This window comes from Streptomyces sp. NPDC090499, from assembly GCF_044769305.1.
GTDB lineage: Bacteria > Actinomycetota > Actinomycetes > Streptomycetales > Streptomycetaceae > Streptomyces.
In genome coordinates this window covers 76648-96523 of sequence record NZ_JBIVXP010000026.1, presented here as the reverse complement: position 1 = coordinate 96523, position 19876 = coordinate 76648, and the positions used below count along the sequence as shown (strand labels likewise).

The 19876-nt window shown below is 69.9% G+C and carries 17 protein-coding genes; 10 read left to right on the top strand and 7 right to left on the bottom strand.

Annotated elements, in window-relative coordinates; all coding sequences use genetic code 11:
• Window positions 1-30: 30 nt before the first annotated feature.
• Together ACIQVL_RS46925 and ACIQVL_RS46920 are read left to right on the top strand one after the other, a co-directional pair.
• Complete coding sequence (locus ACIQVL_RS46925; RefSeq protein ID WP_403478624.1) at window positions 31-1656, top strand: ATP-binding protein; 1626 nt, start codon at window positions 31-33, stop codon at window positions 1654-1656.
• Window positions 1653-2333 (top strand): response regulator, encoded by a 681-nt coding sequence (locus tag ACIQVL_RS46920; protein ID WP_403444430.1) that lies wholly within the window; start codon window positions 1653-1655, stop codon window positions 2331-2333. The genes ACIQVL_RS46925 and ACIQVL_RS46920 overlap by 4 nt, the downstream gene beginning before the upstream one ends.
• Before the next feature lie 86 nt (window positions 2334-2419).
• On the opposite strand, the gene ACIQVL_RS46915 is transcribed toward ACIQVL_RS46920, so the two are convergent.
• Window positions 2420-2980, bottom strand: coding sequence for a hypothetical protein (locus ACIQVL_RS46915; protein WP_403444427.1), 561 nt, complete (start codon window positions 2978-2980; stop codon window positions 2420-2422).
• 110 nt (window positions 2981-3090) lie between these two features.
• Window positions 3091-3972, bottom strand: a complete 882-nt coding sequence (locus tag ACIQVL_RS46910) for an alpha/beta fold hydrolase (RefSeq protein WP_403478623.1) — start codon at window positions 3970-3972, stop codon at window positions 3091-3093.
• 227 nt (window positions 3973-4199) lie between these two features.
• Between ACIQVL_RS46910 and ACIQVL_RS46905 the strand changes: the two genes are divergently transcribed.
• From ACIQVL_RS46905 to ACIQVL_RS46890, 4 genes are all read left to right on the top strand, one after another.
• A complete protein-coding gene (locus ACIQVL_RS46905; RefSeq protein WP_403444421.1) occupies window positions 4200-5567 on the top strand; it encodes an extracellular solute-binding protein in 1368 nt (455 codons plus the stop codon).
• Complete coding sequence (locus ACIQVL_RS46900; protein WP_403444419.1) at window positions 5564-6424, top strand: carbohydrate ABC transporter permease; 861 nt, start codon at window positions 5564-5566, stop codon at window positions 6422-6424. The genes ACIQVL_RS46905 and ACIQVL_RS46900 overlap by 4 nt, the downstream gene beginning before the upstream one ends.
• An 8-nt stretch (window positions 6425-6432) precedes the next feature.
• Complete coding sequence (locus ACIQVL_RS46895; protein WP_403444416.1) at window positions 6433-7263, top strand: carbohydrate ABC transporter permease; 831 nt, start codon at window positions 6433-6435, stop codon at window positions 7261-7263.
• A 100-nt stretch (window positions 7264-7363) separates the two neighbouring features.
• Window positions 7364-8080, top strand: coding sequence for an XRE family transcriptional regulator (locus tag ACIQVL_RS46890; protein ID WP_403444414.1), 717 nt, complete (start codon window positions 7364-7366; stop codon window positions 8078-8080).
• Between the two features lie 114 nt (window positions 8081-8194).
• On the opposite strand, the gene ACIQVL_RS46885 is transcribed toward ACIQVL_RS46890, so the two are convergent.
• Complete coding sequence (locus tag ACIQVL_RS46885) at window positions 8195-9220, bottom strand: ATP-dependent 6-phosphofructokinase (RefSeq protein ID WP_403444411.1); 1026 nt, start codon at window positions 9218-9220, stop codon at window positions 8195-8197.
• Window positions 9221-9417: 197 nt separating this feature from the next.
• Here ACIQVL_RS46885 and pta point away from each other — a divergent pair, with 197 nt between their 5' ends.
• From pta to pyk, 3 genes are all read left to right on the top strand, one after another.
• Window positions 9418-11508 (top strand): phosphate acetyltransferase, encoded by a 2091-nt coding sequence (gene pta, locus ACIQVL_RS46880; protein ID WP_403444408.1) that lies wholly within the window; start codon window positions 9418-9420, stop codon window positions 11506-11508.
• Complete coding sequence (locus ACIQVL_RS46875) at window positions 11505-12734, top strand: acetate kinase (protein WP_403444407.1); 1230 nt, start codon at window positions 11505-11507, stop codon at window positions 12732-12734. Before pta ends, ACIQVL_RS46875 begins: the two co-directional genes overlap by 4 nt.
• 74 nt (window positions 12735-12808) lie before the next feature.
• Entirely contained in the window at window positions 12809-14236 is a 1428-nt protein-coding gene (gene pyk / locus ACIQVL_RS46870; protein WP_403478622.1) for a pyruvate kinase, read from the top strand.
• A gap of 201 nt (window positions 14237-14437) precedes the next feature.
• Here pyk and ACIQVL_RS46865 read toward each other — a convergent pair whose 3' ends face one another.
• From ACIQVL_RS46865 to ACIQVL_RS46850, 4 genes are all read right to left on the bottom strand, one after another.
• Window positions 14438-15811, bottom strand: coding sequence for a hypothetical protein (locus ACIQVL_RS46865; protein WP_403444403.1), 1374 nt, complete (start codon window positions 15809-15811; stop codon window positions 14438-14440).
• Window positions 15801-16385 (bottom strand): DUF6114 domain-containing protein, encoded by a 585-nt coding sequence (locus ACIQVL_RS46860; protein WP_403444400.1) that lies wholly within the window; start codon window positions 16383-16385, stop codon window positions 15801-15803. Before ACIQVL_RS46860 ends, ACIQVL_RS46865 begins: the two co-directional genes overlap by 11 nt.
• Window positions 16386-16526: 141 nt before the next feature.
• The gene (locus tag ACIQVL_RS46855; RefSeq protein WP_403444398.1) at window positions 16527-17174 is read right to left on the bottom strand and encodes a DUF6230 family protein; all 648 of its coding nucleotides are present in this window, start codon (window positions 17172-17174) and stop codon (window positions 16527-16529) included.
• A gap of 643 nt (window positions 17175-17817) precedes the next feature.
• Entirely contained in the window at window positions 17818-18792 is a 975-nt protein-coding gene (locus ACIQVL_RS46850; RefSeq protein WP_403444395.1) for a tetratricopeptide repeat protein, read from the bottom strand.
• 232 nt (window positions 18793-19024) lie between these two features.
• Between ACIQVL_RS46850 and ACIQVL_RS46845 the strand changes: the two genes are divergently transcribed.
• Entirely contained in the window at window positions 19025-19657 is a 633-nt protein-coding gene (locus ACIQVL_RS46845) for a TetR/AcrR family transcriptional regulator (protein ID WP_403444392.1), read from the top strand.
• The last annotated feature ends 219 nt before the right edge of the window (window positions 19658-19876 follow it).

Below are 19876 nucleotides of genomic sequence, written 5' to 3'. Positions count from 1 at the left end.
CACGCCCGGCTCGGGAGGCACACTGCTGACATGCGTTTTCCGTCCGTCCCCCGCCCCCGCAGCCTGGCCGGCCAGCTCTTCGCCATGCAGGCCGTGCTGATAGCGGTCGTGGTCGCCGGTTACGCGCTGTTCACGTACGTCAGCGACCGCCACCAGGCGGAGGACGCGGCGACCCGGCAGGCGACGGCGGTGGCCCGGTCGGTCGCCGACTCCCCGTCCGTCCGCGCGGCGATCCACACCGCGAACCCGACGGCCGAGCTCCAGCCGTACGCCCTCCAGGTGATGCGGGACACCGGCGTCGACTTCATCACGATCATGACTCCGGACGGCGTCCGCTGGACCCACCCCGACGAGACCCAGATCGGCAAGCACTATCTCGGCCACATCGAGGCGGCCCAGCAGGGCCACACCTACAGCGAGACCTACAAGGGCACCCTGGGCGCCTCGGTACGCACGGTGACCCCGGTGGAGGAGAAGGGCCGGGTGATCGGCCTGGTGAGCGCCGGCATCAGGGTGGAGGCGATCAGCCAGCGGGTCCAGGAACAGGTGACGGCGCTGCTCGGGGTGGCGGCGAGCGCACTGCTGCTGGGCGCGCTGGGCACGTACGTCGTCAACGCCCGGCTGCGCCGCCACACCCACGGCATGAACGCCGCGGAACTGAGCCACATGCACGACTACCACCAGGCGGCGCTGCACGCGGTGCGCGAGGGTCTGCTGATGCTGGACGGCCAGTACCGGGTGGCGCTCATCAACGACGGGGGCCGGGAACTGCTGGGGGTGGGCGCCGAGGAGGACGTGATCGGACGTTCGGTGGCCGAGCTGGGTCTGCCGGCCCCGCTGACCGGCGCGTTGCTGGCCTCCGAGCCCCGGGTGGACGAGGTGCACCTGACGGCGGACCGGGTCCTGGTGGTGAACACGTCCCCGGTCTCGGGCGGTGAGCGGCGCGGCACGGTGGTCACCCTCCGGGATGTCACCGAACTCCAGTCGCTGATGGGCGAGTTGGACTCGGAACGCGGCTTCACGCAGGCGCTGCGCTCGCAGGCGCACGAGGCGGCGAACCGACTGCACACGGTGGTCTCGCTCATCGAACTCGGCCGGGCGGAGGAGGCGGTGGACTTCGCGACCGCGGAGCTGGAGCTGGCCCAGGCGCTGACCGACCAGGTGGTGGCCGCCGTCAGCGAGCCGGTCCTCGCCGCCCTCCTGCTGGGCAAGACCGCGCAGGCGAACGAGCGGGGCGTGGAGCTGGTGGTCTCGGACGAGAGCCGGCTGGATGACGGTTTGCTACCGGAGAGCCTGTCGGCGCGCGATCTGGTCACCATCCTCGGCAACCTGATCGACAACGCGGTGGACGCGGCCCAGGGCACGGTCGGGGCACGCGTGACGGTGACCGCGTACGCGGAGGACGCCGAGTTGGTGATGCGGGTGACGGACACGGGCGCGGGGGTCGACCCCGCCCACGCCGAGCTGGTCTTCCAGCGCGGCTTCTCGACGAAGCCGGCGGGACCGGGCGGCCGGGGGCTCGGCCTGGCGCTGGTGCGGCAGGCGGTCGTACGGCTGGACGGCACCCTGACGGTGACCGAGGCGCCGGAGGGCGGAGCGGTGTTCGAGGTACGGCTGCCGCTGCGGTCGTCGGTGACGGGGGGCGGGGCCGGATGACCGGGGAGCCGATCAGGGTCCTGGTGGTCGAGGACGACCCGGTGGCCGCGGACGCGCACGTCATGTACGTCGGCCGGGTGCCGGGGTTCGTGGCGGTGGGCAAGGCGCACACGGGGGCGGAGGCCCGGCGCATCCTGGACCGCACGCCGGTGGACCTGCTCCTGCTTGACCTGCACCTGCCGGACGTGCACGGCCTGCAGTTCGCGCGCTCGCTGCGGGCGGCGGGGCATCAGGCGGACGTCATAGCGGTCACGTCGGCCCGCGATCTGGCGGTGGTCCGGGAGGGCGTCTCGCTGGGTGTGGTCCAGTACGTCCTGAAGCCGTTCACCTTCGCGACCCTCCGCGACCGGCTGACCCGGTACGCCGAGTTCCGGGCGGCGGCGGGCGAGGCCAGCGGCCAGGACGAGGTGGACCGGGCCCTGGCGGCACTGCGGGCGCCGTCGCCCGCGGCCCTGCCGAAGGGGCTGAGCGCGCCGACGCTGGAGCGCGTGACGATCGCGCTGCGGGAGTCGGAGGAGGGCCTGACCGCGGCGGCGCTCGCGGAGAGCGTGGGGATCTCACGCATCACGGCCCGGCGGTACCTGGAGCACCTGGTGGAGGCGGGACGGGCGGGGCGGAGTCCGCTGTACGGGCAGGTGGGGAGGCCGGAGCTGGTCTATCGGTGGGGCCGGCGGTGAGCCTGTCGCCCTGGGTACGGGCATCGGGCATCGGGCATCGGCGAGGTGCCCGATGCCCTCCATGCGTGAGCATCGACGGTACGGCGTCAGGCCGGGGTCCGTCCCGGTCCCGCCGGCCTCATGTACAGCAGCACCTGCACCCCGAGCCCCACCACCGCGAGCGCCTCCAGCACCGACAGGCCGACCAGCAGCCTGCCGCGGTCGCCACCCGCCCAGAACACCGCCAGCGCGGCCAGCGGCACCGCGCAGAACGCCGTCAGGTCGATCACGGCCTGGATCGTCTTGCGGGTCCGCCGCCGGACGTCGGTCCGGTGGTACGCCTCCCAGCCGAAGGTGGCGAACTCCGCCTCGGCGGACGCCAGTCGAGCGAGCCGGGGCCCCAGCTCGTCCCGCACGTAGAGCCCGATCGCCGAGATCTTCTCGTCGTTGACCAGGTACGTCCACCCGAGCACCACGCACACCGGCGGCAACGCCAGCAGCATCGACGGCTGCTTCGCCTGCGCGGCAGCCGCGATGACGGCGGCCACCACCCCGAGCGTCACGTACAGCAGGTTGTCCCGGAACCCGATGCGCGCCTTCTGCTCGTCCTTGATCGTCTGGTACTCGGCGAGCAGCAACTGCCCGACGGTGACGCCTTGTTCCGGCATGCGGCTCTCCCCCACCCGACGGGCCGACTCGCGCCGGACGACGATACCCCGCCCGACCTGGCCCTTGCCCGTCCGCCGCCGGACGGGCCGGGTGGGCGGCGGGTCTCCGCTCAGCCGGTGTGCTCCACCACGGCGTCGATGAGCTGGGGCCACAGCTCGCGTGGGCGGTCGTGGCCCATGTCGGGGAGCAGCAGGAGCCGGGCGCCCGGCACCAGCTCCGCGGTGCGTTTGCCGCCGCTCGGGTCGATCAGCGTGTCGTCCAGGCCGTGGATCACCAGCGTCGGCATCACGAGTTCGCGAAGTGCGTCCGCGCGTGACCCGCTGAGGACCATCGCGCCGAGCTGTCGGCCGATCCCCGCGGGGTAGTGGGCTCGGTCGTAGCCGGCCGCCGCCAGTTCGCGCAGCGCCGCGGCGTCGCCGTATCGCTTGGAGGCCCACACCAGTTCGTTCTCCGCCGCCGCGACGTACCCCTCGCGGTCCGCGGGCTTCGGACCGAACAGCACCGCCTGGGCTTCGGGGCTGGTCCTGCCGTACTCGCTCTCGCCGGTCGAGGACATCATCGACGTCAGGGTCAGCACCCGCTCCGGGGCGGCGATCGCCATCGTCTGGGCGATCATTCCCCCCATCGAGGCACCGACCACGTGGGCCCGTTCGACACCCAGGGCGGTGAGCAGGCCGAGGCCGTCGTCGGCCATGTCGGAAAGCCGGTAGGGGACCATCGCGAGGGCGGCCGGAAGGTCACCCGAGCTGACGGCGGCGATGAACTCGCCCATGTCGACGGGGTGGTCGTCGAACCTGGTGGACAGCCCGCAGTCACGGTTGTCGTACCGGATCACGTGCCGGCCGCGGTCCGCCAGCGCCCGGCAGAAGTCCTCGTGCCAGGCGATCATCTGCGCGCCGAACCCCATCACGAGCAGCACAGCGGGGTCTCCGGGGTCGCCGAAGCTCTCGTACGCGATGGACACCTGCGGAGACACACCGACGACCGACATACGCGGAGCCTGCCACGGCCGACCGCGGTGCGCACCCGGATAACCGGCGCGACCTGCGCGTCCGCTCCGGCTCCGCCCATGGTCCGCCGGGCGGGCCCCGGCCCCTCCCCCGGTCACCAATCCCCTGCACGCACATTGACCTGACTAGACCACTCCACTTACCTTCACACGGCAAGAGAGACGAACCCCCAGGCCACAGCGGAGTGGCCGCCGAGGAGGTCGTGCCCGTGCGCCCCACCGCCGTCAGCATCGTTGCCCTCGCCGTCGTCACCGCCGCCGCCTCGCTCAGCGCGTGCGGCAGCGGGTCCGGAAGCAGTCCGGACACCGTGAAGGTCTCCTTCAAGCAGTCGATGGACAACTCCGTCAAGGTGACGGACACCTATCTCGCGGACATCAAGAAGCAGTTCGAGAAGGAGTACCCGGGGAAGAAGGTCGAACTCGTCCCCATCAAGGCCTCGGACGCGGACTACTACACCAAGCTCCAGCAGATGCTGCGGTCCCCGCGGACCGCTCCCGACCTCGTCTACGAGGACACCTTCCTCATCAACTCCGACATCACCAGCGGGTACCTGAAGCCCCTCGACTCCTACCTCGCCAAGTGGCCGGACTGGGGGCAGTTCATCGACACCGCGAAGTCGGCGGCCAGGGGCGAGGACGGGAAGACGTACGGTGTGCCGGACGGCACCGACACCCGCGGACTCTGGTTCGACAAGCGGGTGTTCGCGAAGGCCGGGCTGCCCACCGACTGGCAGCCGAAGAGCTGGGACGACGTGCTGGCCGCCGCCCGGACGATCAAGAAGAAGGTCCCGGGCGTCACGCCCCTCAACGTCTACACCGGCAAGGCCGCCGGTGAGACCGCCAGCATGCAGGGCTTCGAGATGCTGCTGTACGGCACCAACGACGGGACCGGCGACCCGCTCTACGACAAGACCAGCAAGAAGTGGATCGCCGGGAGCCAGGGGTTCAAGGACGCGCTGTCCTTCGTCGAGACCGTGTACAAGGACAAGCTCGGGCCGGACGTGTCCGACGCGCTCGACCCCAACTACCGGAACACGGTCTGGGGTGAGCTGATGCCCCAGGGCAAGCTGGGCATCAACCTCGACGGGTCCTGGCTGCCGCAGTCGTGGGGCAAGGGCAGCGGCCACGAGTGGCCCGACTGGTCCCAGCAGCTCGGGCTCGCCTACATGCCGACCCAGCACGGGCAGGCCCCCGGCAAGGTGAGCATGTCCGGCGGCTGGACCTGGGCGGTCCCCGCCAAGGCCGGCAACCCCGACCTCGCCTTCGACTTCATCAAGACCATGCAGACCAAGGCGAACGCCGAGAAGTGGTACATCGCCAACTCGGGGATCGCGGTGCGCAAGGACGTCGCGAGCGACCCGTCGTACACGTCCGCCCAGCCCGGCATCAGGTTCTTCACCGATCTCGTCGCCAGCACGCACTACCGGCCCGCCTACACGGCCTACCCGAAGGTCTCCACCGCCATCCAGGAGGCCATGGAGAGCGTGACCACCGGGGACGCGTCGGTCGACAAGGCGGCGAGCCAGTACGACTCGAACCTCAAGGACGTCACCGACGGCCAAGTGGTCACCCGGTGATCACCCGTCGTCTCGCCCGCACCCTCCCGCTCGCCCCCGCCCTGGTCCTGCTCCTCCTCTTCCTGGGCGGGCCGATCGTCTACTGCGCCTGGATCGCCTTCACCGACCTCCAGCTCACCGGGCAGGCACACTCGTCCTTCGTGGGTTTCGCCAACTTCCGCAGGGCGTTCCACGACGACGCCTTCCTGAACGCCGTCTGGCTGACCCTCGTCTTCACCGTGCTGTCCTCGCTCGTCGGGCAGAACACGCTGGGGCTCGCGCTCGCCGCGCTGATGCGGCGGGCGTCGAAGCCGGTGCGGACCGTCACCGGGGGGATCGTGGTCACGGCATGGGTGCTGCCGGAGGTCGTCGCCGGATTTCTGCTCTACGCCTTCTTCCGCAGGGAGGGCACCCTCAACGCCATCCTCGACTTCCTTCATCTGCCGTCGCAGAACTGGCTGTTCACCCTCCCCATCCTGGCCGTGTCCTTCGCCAACGTGTGGCGGGGCACGGCCTTCTCGATGCTGGTCTACTCCGCCGCCCTCGACGAGATACCCAACGAGATCGAGGAGTCGGCGGAGGTGGACGGCGCCGGCGGCTGGCGGCGGATGTGGCACATCACGCTGCCGATGATCCGGCGGTCCATCGGGACGAACCTGATGCTCAACACCCTCCAGACGCTCTCCGTCTTCGGGCTGATCTGGGTGATGACCCGGGGCGGCCCCGGCGACAAGAGCCAGACGCTTCCCCTCTTCATGTACGAACAGGCCTTCCAGAACAGCATGATCGGGTACGGGACGGCGGTCGCCCTGCTCCTTCTCCTGGTCGGTTCGCTCTTCTCCGTCGTCTACATGCGCCTGCTGCGCACGGAGGTGTGAACCCGGACATGCCCCGCCGTCAACGCCGTTCGCACCGGCTCGCCGCCGACCTCGGGCTGCTGGTCGTGGCCGCCGCCTTCGTGCTGCCGCTCGCCTGGGTGGTCCTCTCCGCCGTCGATCCGCACGCCGGCCTGCGGGTCAGGATCCCGGACGGGTTCACCTTCGGGAACTTCGACGCGATCCTCACCCCGGACATCACCTACACCCCGCTGCTCAACAGCCTGATCCTGTGCGGCGGTGCCACCGCGCTCACCGTCGTGTGCGCCGCCCTCGCCGCCTACCCGCTCTCCCGCTACCGCTCCCGGTTCAACCGGCCGTTCCTGCTCTCCATCCTCTTCGCCACGAGTCTGCCCATCACCGCGATCATGGTGCCGGTGTACGCGCTGTTCGTACGGATCAACCTCATCGACACCATGCAGGGCACGATCCTGTTCTTCGCCGCCTCCCAACTCCCCTTCGCCATCTGGCTGATGAAGAACTTCATGGACGGCGTCCCGAAGGAACTGGAGGAGGCCGCCTGGACGGACGGCGCCAACCCGCTCCAGTCACTGGTCCGCATCGTGCTGCCGCTCATGGGACCCGGCCTCGCCGTCGTCACCGTCTTCGCCTTCGTGATGATGTGGGGCAACTTCTTCGTCCCGTTCATGCTGCTGCTCTCGCCGGACCAGATGCCCGCCTCGGTCTCCATCAACGACTTCTTCGGCAACCGCGGCATGGTGGCGTACGGCCAGCTCGCCGCCTTCTCCGTCATCTACTCGACGCCGGTGATCCTGCTGTACGTGCTGGTCGCGCGTCGGCTGGGAGGCGGGTTCGCACTGGGCGGCGCCGTCAAGGGATGAACAGGTAAGCACCGCTTGTGAATCCGTACGCTCCCACAATCCGTGTTCCTGGCCGAGCGGACCGTAGTCAGTGCCCCCGCGGACCCCTACCTTGTCGGCTGTGCGCCGACCCCCAGCTCTGCCGAACCAGCCAGGTCCCCCCTTCAACGCCCCCGCCGCCCGCAGACTCCGTGCCGCTCTCGGCATGGGACCCGAACACGTGGCGTACGACTTACAGGCCTCGTACGGGATGCCGCACGCCACCCCGGATCTCGTACTCGCGTGGGAGGGTGGGGAGTTGGTCCCCAGCAGTCCTGAACTGACTGCCCTTGCGGGAGTGTTGTGGTGCACCCCGGGTGACCTGATCGGCCGCCCGCGGACCTTGCGCGAACACCGGATCGCCCGCGGCCTGGCCCCGGAGGACGTGGCGGCGGCCCTCGGCCTCGGGCTCCTCCCGTACCTGCAGCTGGAGGAGGACGAGGAGTGGCGGGGCACCGACCGGCTGACCGCCGCCCTGGCCGATTTCCTCCACCTCTCCCTGCCGGACGTCATCACGCTCACGGGGAAGGAGAGGGAGCTGGCGGAACTGCTGCGCGGCGCGGTCACCACCACCCGGCGGCAGCCCTACGTCCGCCAGGTCTGCAAGCTGATCCCCTTGGACAAGCGACTCATCGAACACACACTCGGCGAGCTGCACGAGTCGTACCAGGCGCAACTGGCGACAACGCTGTCATGGGGCGACTTCACCGCGACGAACCGGATCCAGAAACTGGGCGAGGACTTCCTGGCCCAGATCGTCGCCCACTTCTGGAACACGGCGGAGAAGGGAACTTCTTGAACGCCCCCGGCCAAGGCGCCCCGTAAGAGGCGCTGGGGGTCCCCCGGCCGAAGGCTGGGGGAGGAGCTGCGCGACCAGCCCCCACCCTCCCGCAGCGGGACTCGAACCCCAGCCCTAGAAGACGGACTCCGCCTCGTCCATGCGATCCTTCGGCACCCTCTTCAACTCGGTCACGGCCTCCGCGAGCGGCACCATCGCGATGTCCGTCCCCCGCAGCGCCGTCATCCTCCCGAAGTCACCCCGGTGCGCCGCCTCCACCGCATGCCACCCGAACCGCGTCGCGAGGACGCGGTCGTAGGCCGTCGGCGTACCGCCCCGCTGGACGTGGCCGAGGATGACCGGCTTGGCCTCCTTGCCGAGCCGCCGCTCCAGCTCGTACGCCAGGGCCGTGCCGATGCCCTGGAAGCGCTCGTGGCCGTACTGGTCGATCGCGCCCTTGCCGTAGTCCATCGTGCCGTCGGCGGGATGGGCGCCCTCCGCGACGCACACCACGGCGAACTTCTTGCCGCGGGCGAAGCGCTCCTCGACCATCTTGACCAGGTCGGCCGGGTCGAAGGGCCGCTCGGGGAGGCAGATGCCGTGGGCGCCGGCCGCCATCCCGGACTCCAGGGCGATCCAGCCGGCGTGCCGGCCCATCACCTCGACGACCATCACCCGCTGGTGGGACTCGGCGGTGGTCTTCAGCCGGTCCATCGCCTCCGTGGCGACGCCCACCGCGGTGTCGAAGCCGAAGGTGCGGTCGGTGGAGGAGATGTCGTTGTCGATGGTCTTCGGGACGCCGACGACCGGCAGGCCCGCGTCGGACAGCATGCGCGCCGCGGTCAGCGTGCCCTCGCCGCCGATCGGGATCAGCGCGTCGATGCCGAACTCCTCGACCATGTCGGTGGCCCGGTCGCACGCCTCGCGCAGCCGGTCCCGCTCCAGCCGGGACGAGCCCAGGATCGTGCCGCCGAGGGCGAGGATGCCGCTGACGGCGTCCAGGTCGAGGGTGCGGAAGTGGCCGTCGAGCAGACCCCGGAAGCCGTCCTCGAAGCCGATGACCTCGTCGTCGTACTGGGCGACAGCCCGGTGCACCACCGATCGGATGACGGCGTTCAGGCCGGGGCAGTCGCCGCCTGCGGTGAGAACTCCGATGCGCATGGTGGTGTGTCTCCTGCTCGCTGTCGTTGCCGGTGAGCCGATCCGATTGTTTCATGCCGGACGGGCGGGCGAACTCCTGACGGGCGCCTTATCCGGCGTCAGGGGTATTGTCAAGAGCGTTCCGCTCACCCCGGTGGGCGATTTTTGTGCGGCCACAGAGACGGCCACGGAAACGGCTACAGAGACGGAGTGCCCACGTGACGCGCAGCGTGTACGTGACCGGGATCGACCGCGGCGACGGCCGCCAGGTGGTCGAGCTGGGCGTGATGGAGCTGCTGACCCGGCAGGTCGACCGGGTCGGTGTCTTCCGCCCCCTCGTCCACGACGGTCCCGACCGCCTGTTCGAGCTGCTGCGTGCCCGGTACCGCCTCTCCCAGGACCCGGCGACCGTCTACGGCATGGACTACCACGCGGCCTCCGCCCTGCAGGCCGAGCGCGGCGCCGACGAACTGGTCTCCACCCTCGTCGACCGCTTCCACCTGGTCGCCCGCGACTACGACGTCGTCCTCGTCCTCGGCACCGACTACGCCGACACCCAGTTCCCGGACGAACTGTCCCTCAACGCCCGGCTCGCCAACGAGTTCGGTGCCTCGGTGATCCCGGTGGTCGGCGGCCGTGACCAGAACGCGGAGTCGGTGCCGGCGGAGGTCCGCAACGCGTTCCGGGCGTACGACGGTCTCGGCTGCGACGTGCTGGCGATGATCGCCAACCGGGTGGTCCGCGAGGACCGGGACGAGATAGCGCGGCGGATCGACGGACGGCTGCCGGTGCCGGTGTACGTGCTGCCGGACGAGCCGGCGCTGTCCGCGCCGACGGTCGCCCAGATCGCCCACGCGCTCGACGCGAAGGTGCTGCTCGGCGACGACTCGGGGCTGGCCAGGGACGCGCTGGACTTCGTCTTCGGCGGGGCGATGCTGCCGAGCTTCCTGCCCGCCCTGACCCCGGGCTGCCTGGTGGTGACCCCGGGCGACCGCGCGGACCTGGTCGTCGGCTCGCTGGCCGCGCACAGCGCCGGCACCCCGCCGATAGCCGGCGTGCTGCTCACCCTCGGGGAGCGGCCCACCGACGGGATCCTCACCCTCGCCGCCCGGCTGGCCCCCGGCACGCCGGTGCTGTCCGTGCCCGGCAACAGCTTCCCGACCGCGGCCCAGCTGTTCTCCCTGGAGGGCAAGCTGAACGCGGCCACCCCGCGCAAGGCGGAGACCGCGCTCGGCCTGTTCGAGCGGTACGTCGACACCGCCGGCCTCAACAAGCGGGTCTCGGCGCCGAGCACCGGCCGGCTCACCCCGATGATGTTCGAGCACAAGCTCCTGGAGCAGGCCCGGTCCGACAAGCGGCGGGTGGTGCTGCCGGAGGGCACCGAGCCGCGGGTGCTGCATGCGGCGGAGGTGCTGCTGCGCCGGGGGGTATGTGACATATCACTGCTCGGACCCGTCGACCAGATCCGCAAGAAGGCCGCCGACCTCGGCATCGACCTCGGCGACGCCCAGCTGATCGACCCGGCCACCTCCGAACTGCGCGACGCCTTCGCCGAGCAGTACGCCGTGCTCCGCGCCCACAAGGGCGTGACGGTGGAGCTGGCGTACGACGTGGTCGCCGACGTCAACTACTTCGGCACCCTGATGGTGCAGGAGGGCCTCGCGGACGGCATGGTCTCCGGGTCCGTGCACTCCACGGCGGCCACCATCCGCCCGGCGTTCGAGATCATCAAGACCAAGCCGGGTTCGTCGATCGTCTCGTCCGTCTTCTTCATGTGCCTCGCCGACAAGGTGCTGGTCTACGGCGACTGCGCGGTGAACCCGGACCCGAACGCGGAGCAACTCGCCGACATCGCCGTCCAGTCGGCGGGTACGGCCGCCCAGTTCGGCGTGGCGCCGCGGATCGCGATGCTGTCGTACTCGACGGGCACGTCGGGTTCGGGGGCGGACGTGGACAAGGTGCGGGAGGCGACCGAGCTGGCGCGCTCGCGCAGGCCCGACCTGTTGATCGAGGGGCCGATCCAGTACGACGCGGCCGTGGAACCGTCGGTCGCCGCCACGAAGCTGCCCGGCTCGGAGGTCGCGGGGCAGGCCAGCGTGCTGATCTTCCCGGACCTCAACACCGGCAACAACACCTACAAGGCCGTGCAGCGGTCGGCCGGCGCGATCGCCGTCGGGCCGGTGCTGCAGGGGCTGCGCAAGCCCGTCAACGACCTGTCCCGGGGCGCCCTCGTCCAGGACATCGTCAACACCGTCGCCATCACGGCGATCCAGGCCCAGAACCCCAGTGAGAAGGCGTCCGAGCAGTGAGCCGCACCCGTGTCCTCGTCCTCAACTCCGGCTCCTCGTCGGTGAAGTACCAGCTGCTGGACATGCGGGACAGCAGCCGGCTCGCGGTGGGTCTCGTCGAGCGGATCGGCGAGCAGACCTCACGGCTCAGGCACACCTGCCTGGACGGCGGGGACACCCGCGAGGCGCTCGGGCCGATCGCCGACCACGAGGCCGCGCTGAAGGCCGTGGCGGAGGAGCTGGCGAGGGACGGGCTCGGGCTCGACTCGCCGGAACTGGCCGCGATCGGGCACCGGGTGGTGCACGGCGGGATGTTCTTCACCGAGCCGACGGTGATCGACGACGCGGTGCTCGCCGAGATCGAGCGGCTGATCCCGGTCGCCCCGCTGCACAACCCGGCCAACCTGACCGGCATCCGCACCGCGCGGGCGCTGCGCCCGGACCTGCCGCAGGTCGCCGTCTTCGACACCGCGTTCCACACGACGATGCCGGAGTCCGCGGCGCGGTACGCGATCGACCCGAAGCTCGCCGACCGGTACCGGATCCGCCGCTACGGCTTCCACGGCACCTCGCACGCGTACGTGTCCCGGGCGACCGCGCGGCTGCTGGGAAAGACACCGGAAGAGGTGAACGTCATCGTGCTGCACCTCGGCAACGGGGCGTCCGCGTCGGCCGTCCGAGGCGGCCGGTGCGTGGACACCTCGATGGGCCTGACACCTTTGGAGGGGCTGGTGATGGGAACCCGTTCCGGCGATCTGGACCCGGCCGTCATTTTCCATTTGGCACGAGTTGGCGGAATGTCCATGGACGAGATCGACACTCTTCTCAACAAGAGGAGTGGTTTGTTCGGTCTGTGCGGTGACAACGACATGCGGGAGATCCGGCGCCGGATCGACGAGGGCGACGAAGAGGCACAACTCGCCTTCGACATCTACATTCACCGCCTGAAGAAGTACATCGGCGCGTACTGCGCGGTCCTCGGCCGGGTCGACGCGGTGGCCTTCACCGCGGGCGTCGGCGAGAACGCGGCCCCGGTGCGGGAGGCGGCCATGGCGGGCCTGGAGGGGCTGGGGCTCGCGGTCGACCCGGGGCTGAACGCCGTACGGGCGGACGAGCCGCGGCTGATATCCCCCGCCGGCGCGCGCGTCGCCGTCGCGGTCGTCCCGACGGACGAGGAGCTGGAGATCGCGACCCAGACGTACGCGCTCGTCGGCACCGGATCGACGCCGGTCGGAAATAACAGCTGAGCACATTAGCGCCCATTTGTATCTTCCACCAGACGGAATATTCCGTAGCGAAACAAACCGATAGGATCGCCCCCATGCGCCGTTCGAAAATCGTCTGTACTCTCGGCCCCGCGGTCGACACCCACGAGAAGCTCGTCGCCATGATCGAGGCGGGCATGAACGTGGCCCGGTTCAATTTCAGCCACGGCTCCCACGCCGAGCACCAGGGGCGGTACGACCGCGTCCGGGCCGCCGCCAAGGAGACCGGCCGGGCCATCGGCGTCCTCGCCGACCTGCAGGGCCCGAAGATCCGTCTGGAGACCTTCGCCGAGGGACCGGTGGAGCTGGAGCGCGGTGACGAGTTCGTCATCACGACCGAGGACGTCCCGGGCGACAAGACCATCTGCGGTACGACCTACAAGGGCCTGCCGGGCGACGTCTCGCGCGGCGACCAGATCCTCATCAACGACGGCAACGTCGAGCTGAAGGTCCTGGACGTCGAGGGTCCGCGGGTGAGGACGATCGTCATCGAGGGCGGTGTCGTCTCCGACCACAAGGGCATCAACCTGCCCGGCACGGCCGTCAACGTGCCCGCGCTCTCCGAGAAGGACGTCGAGGACCTCCGGTTCGCGCTGCGCATGGGCTGCGACATGGTCGCGCTGTCCTTCGTGCGGGACGCCAAGGACGTCGACGACGTCCACAAGGTGATGGACGAGGAGGGCCGCCGGGTCCCCGTCATCGCCAAGGTGGAGAAGCCGCAGGCGGTGGAGAACATGGAGGGCGTCGTGATGGCGTTCGACGCCGTCATGGTGGCCCGTGGCGACCTGGCCGTCGAGTACCCGCTCGAGAAGGTCCCCATGGTGCAGAAGCGCCTGATCGAGCTGTGCCGGCGCAACGCCAAGCCGGTGATCGTGGCGACCCAGATGATGGAGTCGATGATCACCAACTCCCGCCCGACCCGCGCCGAGGCCTCCGACGTCGCCAACGCGATCCTGGACGGCGCGGACGCGGTGATGCTCTCGGCGGAGTCCTCGGTCGGCGCGTACCCGGTCGAGACCGTGAAGACGATGTCGAAGATCGTCAAGGCGGCCGAGCAGGAGCTGCTCAGCAAGGGCCTGCAGCCTCTGGTGCCGGGCAAGAAGCCGCGCACGCAGGGCGGTTCGGTGGCCCGTGCGGCCTGCGAGATCGCCGACTTCCTCGGCGGCCGCGGCCTGGTCGCCTTCACCCAGTCCGGCGACACCGCCCGCCGCCTCTCGCGCTACCGCGCGCAGCAGCCGATCATCGCCTTCACCACCGACGAGAACACCCGCAACCAGCTCACCCTCAGCTGGGGCGTAGAGTCGCACGTCGTGCCGTTGGTGAACAGCACGGACGCGATGGTGGACATGGTGGACATGGAGCTCGCCAAGATCAACCGCTTCAACGCGGGCGACACCGTCATCATCACGGCCGGCTCGCCCCCCGGCGTCTCCGGCACCACCAACATGCTCCGGGTCCACCACATCGGCGGCATCAACAAGTGACGGCCTCCTGAAGGGCCTTGCACGACACCGAGGGCGCTCCCTGCGACAGGGGGGCGCCCTCTGCGTTGCCGCCCAGTTCCGGATGGGCGGCGGTGATCAACCGTACTCCCCGGCGGGCGCCCGACACGGCTGTGCCCCGCCGAGTCGGTACTCGGCGGGGCACAGCCCTCTTGCGGCTCCCGGACGGGTCTGTGGTGACGCTCAGCTGGTTCCGTCGGTCGTGTAGACGTGCATCCCGGGCACGTGCAGGGTGCCGCCGAACTGGGCCGCCTGGACGACCTTCACGTTGGTGAAGTAGATCAGCGGGATGTTCAACGGCGGCGGATTGTCCGGGTCGAACGTGATCGGGATCAGGCCGAAGAGGTTGCCGGAGATGGACTCCGTGTACATCGTGGTGGCGCCGCCGGTGATCGTGGACGTCGAACCGGACGCGGCCTGGACGTGGTACGTCTTGCCGATCTGGGTGTCCTTGACCGTCTGGTGCAGGTCACCGATGTCGGTGCCGCCCGAGATGACGTACTTCAGCACCTTCTTCGTCTTGCCGCTGGCCGTCTTCACCTCGACGATGCCCTGGTAGTCGGCGCTCTTCAGCGTCAACGAGCTGGCGTTCAGGTACCAGGGGTCGTCCGCGACGGCGACCTTGTTGTCGACACCGCTCACGTCGTCGGTGGCGGCGTCGCAGTCGTCGGCCGACGTGCTGGAGCTCGCGGACGGGCTCGGCGAGGCGCTGGACGTGGCGTCCTCGGCCGCCTTGGTGGCGTCCTTGGTGACCTCGTCGGCCGCCTTGGTCGCCGTGTCGGTGGTGTCCTTCACGGTGTCCGTGACCTTCTTGACGGTCTTGGACACGGTGTCGGAGCCGCTGTCCTTGCTCGTCGAGGACGACGAGTCCGAGGACGACGAGTCCGAGGAAGCGGACGCCGACGGCGAGGGGGTGGCGCTCGCGGTGGAGTCCGACGAGGACGAGCTCGTCGTGCTGCCGCCGCCGAGGATGCTGCCGATCGCGTCGCCGATCGAGTCCAGCAGACCACTGCCGCTGCTGCTCGCGGAAGCCGACGGCGACGGGGTCGCCGTGCTGCCGGAGTCCGACGAGCCGGAGGACCCGGACGAGTCCGAGGAACCCGAATCGCCCGAGGACGAGGACGACTTGGACGCGGACGGGGTCGGCGTGGCCGCGTCGTCGGAACCTGAATCCGACGAGGACGACTTGTCCGACGACGACGTCGAGTCCTTGGCGTCGTCCGACGCGGTCGCCGACGGCGTGGCCGTGTCCGTGGCCTTGTCGCTCGCCGACGCCGAGGGCGACGCGGAGTCCAGGGCGGAGACGCAGTCCTTGTAGTCCTCGGCAAGGCTCTTCGACGACGCCGACGACGTGCTGTTGGTGTCGGCGATCGCGAGCGAGGACGTGAACCCGAAGCCCATGAGCACGGCCGTCGGCATCGCCACGGACGCTATCGCCTTGCCCGCCGGCATGTGGAACCTGGTGAACAACGGCTTCTTGGGCGCCGCATGCCGCGGCCCGGTTCTCACACGGGACTCGTCCACATCAGTCCCGTGGGTCACCTCGTCAGCCGGCACTGTGCCTCCCGTTCGCCCCGTTCACCGGGCTCGTTCCTGACAGGTCGTTCTCCCCCAGCGGCGCAAGGCCCTGGGAGGTACCCCCATCGCTCACGCCGTCCGGCCCCGGGTAGTAGGCGGCCTTCTCCGGCGCGTCGTCCCCGGCCGGCGGGATCTCGCCCTCCGGCTGCGGCTTCGGGGGCGCGCCCGGGGACCAGGCCACGGCCATCGCGCCGCCCACGAGAGCGAGCAGGAAGCCCATGACGAAGCCGCCGAAGTTGGACACGGGGAGGGACACCAGCGCCAGCAGGATCGCGGCGACTCCCGCGAACGTGCGGATGTGCTTCTGGTACCAGAGGCTGATGCCCAGGACGACGAGCAGCACGCCGATGATCAGGGACCCGGCGCCCGCGGTGGTCGCCATCGCCACCGTGAGGTTGCCGATCTGGAGGTGCGCGTACGGGAAGTACATGATCGGGAAACCGGCGAGCAGGATGTACAGACCGGCCCAGAACGGCCGCGTGCCCCGCCAGGAGCGGAACTGCAGCCTCCGGCGGGTGAACTGGCCGGGTGCGGCAGGAGTCTCGGCGCTCATGGAAAACAGCTCCCTGGTGCGGCGTTGCTGTGGTGGTGATGTTGTGTGGTGCGGTGGTGGTTCCTTGTACCGCGTGTGAAGACCATGGGAAGAAGGGGGAGGGCGGGGGTGCCGTCGGCTCCCCCGCCCGTCACGGAGTGCTTAGTAGCACTCCGCTCCCTTCGTCGAGATCGACATGTGCAGACCGCTCAGCTTGAAGGTTCCGGCAGTGGTCGCCCACGCCGTCTGCTTCACGCCGGACAGCGAGGCGTGGTCCGCCTCCTGCGCGAACCCGTTCGGGTTCGTCTGGCCGGCCTTGGCCTCGTCCGACTTGATGCCGGGGCCCTTGGTCGAGCTGCCGGCCGCGACACCGATGTTGATGTTGGTGAACGTCGCGTCGGCGCTCAGGTCGTCGAGGTCGATGTAGAGCTTGCTGGCCTCGACCGGCTTCTTCGCGTCGGTGCCCGCGTGCAGGATCAGGCTGACGTTCCCGAAGATCGGGACGTTCGGCGTGACCACGGACTGGCACAGGTTGGTGATGGTCGCGGTGTTGAACGCCGAGACCGCCACCGGGTGGATCGTCTTGTCACCGGCGAGGGTGACACCCGAGTCGACAGCACCGTACTGAACGAAGCCGTCGCCTTCGAGCTGGTCGGCCGTGACCTTGAACTGCTGGCCCGACACACTGAACGACGCGGCGAGAGCACCCTGCGCGAGGGCGACACCTATACACGCCGTGGCGGCGACGCTGGGCACCATGACCACAGCGAACCGCTTCCATCTGGTCCCGCCACGCACCTGGGACTCCATATTTCCTCCTTCTCGGACGTACATCTCCTGGCCCGGTATCGCCACCGACGGCGGCTCGGCCGGGCAGGGATGGGAGAAGTGCTACGTCCTCGGAAGGGGAGCGCCCGTACTCGGAGGCACGAACGCACCTCGATCACCGGCGATCACCCCCGAGCGACAACCACTGGTCGCGCCTGACACGCATCACGCACAACCTTGCTGGACAGGCTTCGCGGTGAGGCGAAGACCCCCCTGCCCAAGAGCCGGCGTCACTGCCGCCGACTCTGCTCGGTGGGGACCCAGATGAACCCGCGGCCCGACCGGCTGTCGGGTACGGGAATGGACCGAGCGTCGCCGATCGTGGTGCATTCTCGCCGCCCGCACAAGGGGCTTCGTTACTGGGTAGTAACGGCCGGATAACCGAAGGAAGACCCACCGGTCTCGGAGAGCGACTCTGGGTGGCTTCCAGGGGCAGAGCAAAACAGTTGATCAGTGGACGAAACCAGACAGACCAACAGCCCGGATTTACTCCGAGTAACAGCGACCGCTATTACCAAGATTTGGTAAAGAGCGGCCGCTGCGGCCCCGCCTCGGCAAATCTTTCACTCGGGCATCACAGGACGTGACGTTTAGCGACTGGTCAGCCCTGTGTTCAGATCGTTGCCTAGAAGAGCGCGCGCGCCAACGCCCTGCGCGCTCCCACAACCCGCGGGTCGTCGGTGCCCACGACCTCGAAGAGCTCAAGAAGCCGCCGCCGTACGGCATCCCGGTCGTCCCCGGCCGTCCGCTGCACGGTCTCGATCAGCCGCCCGAAGGCGTCCTCGACATGCCCGCCCACCAGATCCAGGTCGGCGGCCGCGATCTGCGCCCCGGCGTCGGCCGGCTTCTCGGCCGCGTCCCTGCGCACCTGCTGGGGGTCCATCCCCTGCACCCGCTGGAGCAACTCGGCCTGCGCGAGCCCCAGCTTGGCCTCGCTGTTGGCCGGGTCGTCGCTCAGCACGTTCTTGTACGCCTGGACCGCACCGCCGAAGTCACCCGCGTCCAGCGCCTGGACGGCCGCCTCCAGGAGCGCGTCGTACGGGCCCGCGGGCATCGCGGCGGGCCCGTCCTGGGCACCCGGCTCCGCGTCGGGGTCGACGACGAGGCCGGTCAGCCCGAACCGCTGCTCGGCGACCTGCACCAGCTGGTCCAGCGTCCCGCGGATCTGCTCCTCGCCGGCCGCGCCCTGGAAGAGCGGCAGCGCCTGCCCGGCGACGACGGCGAACACCGCCGGGATCCCCTGGACCCCGAACTGCTGCATCAGCATCTGGTTGGCGTCGACATCGATCTTCGCCAGCAGGAAGCGGCCGTTGTACTCGACGGCGAGGCGCTCCAGGACCGGGCTCAGCTGCTTGCAGGGCTGACACCACTCGGCCCAGAAGTCGATGACGACGGGGACTTCGGCGGACCGCTGCAGGACATCGCGCTCGAAGCCGGCTTCGTCGACGTCGATGATCAGATCGGCCGGGGAGACGGCACCGGCACCACCCTGCCGGGCCGCTTCGGCGCGCGCCTGCTCGGCTTTGGTCTTGGCCTCCTGGGCCGCCTTGACCGCGGCGAGGTCGACGACGCCGCTCATGGACATGTTCCGTGGCTGCATGCGTCTATCCTCCCCCGTTCCCGCGCGTGTGTGAAAAGCGTTGTGAAAGCCGGGCCGAACGTATGTCTCTCAGCGGCGCCGGGTCCCCACCCCACGCCATGGTCGTCGCCCGTGCGGTCACCCACGAGCTTTCGCTACGACCCGTAGCGTAATGCCATCGGAGACCCGCGCGACACCACATTCCGGTGATCTCCCTCACGGCATCACATGAACCGCCGGTTATGGTCGTGGGATGCAGAGCCGCACCCCCGCCGGACGTACCGGCCGCCCGCGCAGCGCCGCCGCGGACGCGGCGATCCTGGACGCGACGCGGCGGGCGCTGGTCGAACTGGGCTGGTCCAAGCTCACCCTGGGAGACGTGGCAACGCGGGCCGGGGTTGCAAAGACGACCCTCTATCGCCGCTGGGCGGGCAAGAACGAACTCGTCGTCGACGCGGTGGCGGAGCTGTTCGACGAACTCGAACTCCCCGACCGCGGCAGCCTGGCGAGCGACATCGAGGGCGTCGTGCTGCAGTTCGCGGCGATCCTGGACCGCCCGGAGGCCCGCAGCGGCCTGATGGCGGCGGTCGCCGAGTCGACCCGCGACGACGCGCTGCGGGAACGTATCCGCGGGTCCATCGTGGACCGGCAGAAACGGTTGGTCCTGGAGGGCCGGGCCCGGGCGCAGTGCCGGGGCGAACTGCCCACCGAGCCGGACCCGGAGGAGGCCGCCCGCACGGTGGACCTGATCTTCGACATGGTGGCGGGCGCGGTGGTGCACCGCACCCTGATGAGCGGCAAGCCGGCGGACGAGGAGTGGGTCCGCGACTTCACCCGCGTCCTGCTGCTGGGCCTCGCCGCCCAGCCGACGGCCGAACAGCCCTGAGCAGCAGCTCCCCGGCCCACCGGGCCGTCGGAAGCGGCCACTCCTCGACCCACGGAGCCGACCAGGCCGACCGCTGCCCGACGGGCCGCTGGCCGGCCGACCGTCGCCCCGGCCCACCGAGTCGGCCGGGGCAGCCACTTCTCGGCCACCCGCCCGAGCCGACCCGGGCGGCGCCTTCTCGGCCGACCGAGTCGGGTGGTGGGTGGGTGCAGGCTCCGG